The sequence below is a fragment of the Citrobacter sp. S46_ASV_140 genome (genome assembly GCF_018919545.1).
GTDB classification, from domain to species: domain Bacteria; phylum Pseudomonadota; class Gammaproteobacteria; order Enterobacterales; family Enterobacteriaceae; genus Citrobacter; species Citrobacter braakii.
In genome coordinates, this window is the sequence record NZ_JAHLRC010000237.1 from 1 (window position 1) to 2,334 (window position 2,334).

General features: G+C 52.7%; 2 protein-coding genes. One reads left to right on the forward strand and one right to left on the reverse strand.

Going from position 1 to position 2,334, the window contains the following annotated elements:
• Positions 1-707 (forward strand): UDP-glucose 4-epimerase GalE (galE, locus tag KQJ19_RS23300; protein WP_216404253.1); only part of this gene is annotated, 707 nt, incomplete at its 5' end.
• A gap of 46 nt (positions 708-753) precedes the next feature.
• Here galE and KQJ19_RS23305 read toward each other — a convergent pair.
• A complete protein-coding gene (locus KQJ19_RS23305; RefSeq protein ID WP_216404254.1) occupies positions 754-2,145 on the reverse strand; it encodes a DUF4832 domain-containing protein in 1,392 nt (463 codons plus the stop codon).
• Positions 2,146-2,334 lie beyond the last annotated feature (189 nt).

Below are 2,334 nucleotides of genomic sequence, written 5' to 3' on the forward strand. Positions count from 1 at the left end.
CGCTGGTTTTACTGGATGGGATGCTGGCCGCAGGCGTTAATCGATTCATTTTTAGCTCATCTGCTACGGTATACGGTAATCCGGAAAGCGTGCCGCTGAGCGAGCAATCGCGTACGGGGGGTACCACCAATCCGTACGGTACCTCTAAATTAATGGTCGAACAGATTCTGGCCGATTTCTCCCGCGCGCAGCCCGACTTCCGCATTACCTGCCTGCGCTATTTCAACCCAGTCGGCGCCCACCCATCGGGTCGAATTGGTGAGGATCCCAACGGTATCCCCAATAACCTGGTGCCGTACATCTCCCAGGTTGCGATTGGTAAGCTGAAAACCGTGTCGGTGTACGGTAATGACTATCCAACCCCCGACGGCACCGGCGTTCGTGATTATATCCACGTCATGGATTTGGCGACCGGCCATTTAGCCGCGCTGGATAGCCAGAACAAAGGCGCAGCCTACAAGGTGATTAATCTCGGTACCGGGGTCGGTTATTCCGTGATTAATCTGATTGAGGCGTTTGAAAAAGCGGCGCAGAAAAAAATAAGCTATCAATTTGTCGACAGAAGGCCCGGCGACATTGCCGAATGTTGGTCTGACCCGTCACTGGCATACAAAGAGTTAGGCTGGAAGGCCATCTACAACCTTGATGAAATGATGCGTGACACCTGGAACTGGCAAAAAAACAACCCGAATGGTTATAACATCTGATGTACCCGGCAACGAGCCTGAGCCTCTGGCTCGTTGCCATGACGGGTTAGCGTGCCGTTATCGTTGATACGCGATACCAGCCGCTGCTCTGCTTTCCTTCGTTGGCAAAGCTAATTCTTGCCGCCCCGGATTTATCCAGCATAGAAACCTCAATGGCGTATTGCCCTTTCGCCAGTCGACCCGGCATGGGCAATGCGTAGCTAACCTGATAAACGCCCGGGAGCCAACGTCGTATATCATCCGCCGCATTCCCCTGCGCCACCACCTGATTGGCGCTATCCACCACACGAAATGCCAGCGTGTAGGGCAGATAAATCGGTGCGATACCTTCGTTATACCAGGTACTGTTCAACCTCAACGTTTGACCGCCGTCCCACACGGACTCATGGCTCAAAGACGCTAAGCGAAACCGATAGCCCAGTTTGGTCAGCGCATCATCAACAATCGGTCGATAATCGCTGGGTATCGCTCTCGATTTCAGGTTGATCGTGCTGGCGTGCTGCTTGACCGCCCAGTCAAAAATGCCCTGCACTTCGGCACGCGTATAGTGGAAGGTGTTCTTCCAGTCCTGCATATATGAACAGATTTCCAGACTGACCGGCGCACGTTTCCAGGCATCATTAAACCCCGAATAGCTCTGCTGTGCTGCCAGTAATCGCTGCGGGTAATCATCGGCCATATGGCTCCAGGAGTCCGAAAATACGCGCAGGTCACCCCAGCAATCCGCCCGCCATCCAGCCCCTCGCGCCACCGCATTCGCCAGGCTTTGCCCACCGCTCATCAACATTATTTTCGGCGTCGAAGGGAAGGCAGAAAAGTGCATTGCGACGTAGCGGTCTAACTGCGCGGTGGTGTACTGCTCCAACAGTGGTTTCAGATCAGGGAAATTGCTGTTATGCCATTCCCCCCAGGCCCCCACCATGCCGATATCCACAAAAGCGAGATTCTCATTACCGTCGTAGCGTTTTCCGAATGCGTTCAGCAGACGCTGGCTGTACTCAATAAACAGCGGGTCGCTTAAATCCGGAATAAATGTTTTATTATCGGGCGTCCAGCTGCCTTTCACGCCTTTTTTAATCAGCCAATCGGGAATTTTGGTGCCATCCCCCGGATCGGCAAGCACCATAAAGCGCAGCCCGACATTCATCGCGGGACGATGCGCTGCCGCGTATTTGAAGGCATCATCCACCAGCGCAAAATTATACTGACCTTCAACAGGCTCCAGCTCTCGCCAGTAAAGTCGCTCGTATTCAAATCCGGTATTGGGATAATCCGCCAGACCCAGCGTTTCACCGTACCCCTGATGAAAACTTGCCACGCCAATCCCCGGATTGGTTAGCGGGCCCGTTAATGCTTTGGGGGTTACGGTCGTTAATGCGGACATAACCGCCAACGGAAAGGACATCAACAACAGCGCAGAAACCCATTTACACTTCATCGCAGTGACGCCCTCCACAGGTTTGTTTACGCTAGCGGTTTTTCAGGCTTAACCACCAGTCCCATATACCCACATGAAAATTTTGGAACACATCAATACCTAATGCTGATTTGATCATATACAGCGTCAGCAACACGCAGCAGGTAACGAACAACACGGCAATCAGCAGCAAAAAAGTGAGCAATATTC

Excerpts from the sequence above, each read along its gene's own strand:
- KQJ19_RS23305 (WP_216404254.1), bottom strand. The coding sequence starts at position 2,145 with ATGAAGTGTAAATGGGTTTCTGCGCTGTTGTTGATGTCCTTTCCGTTG.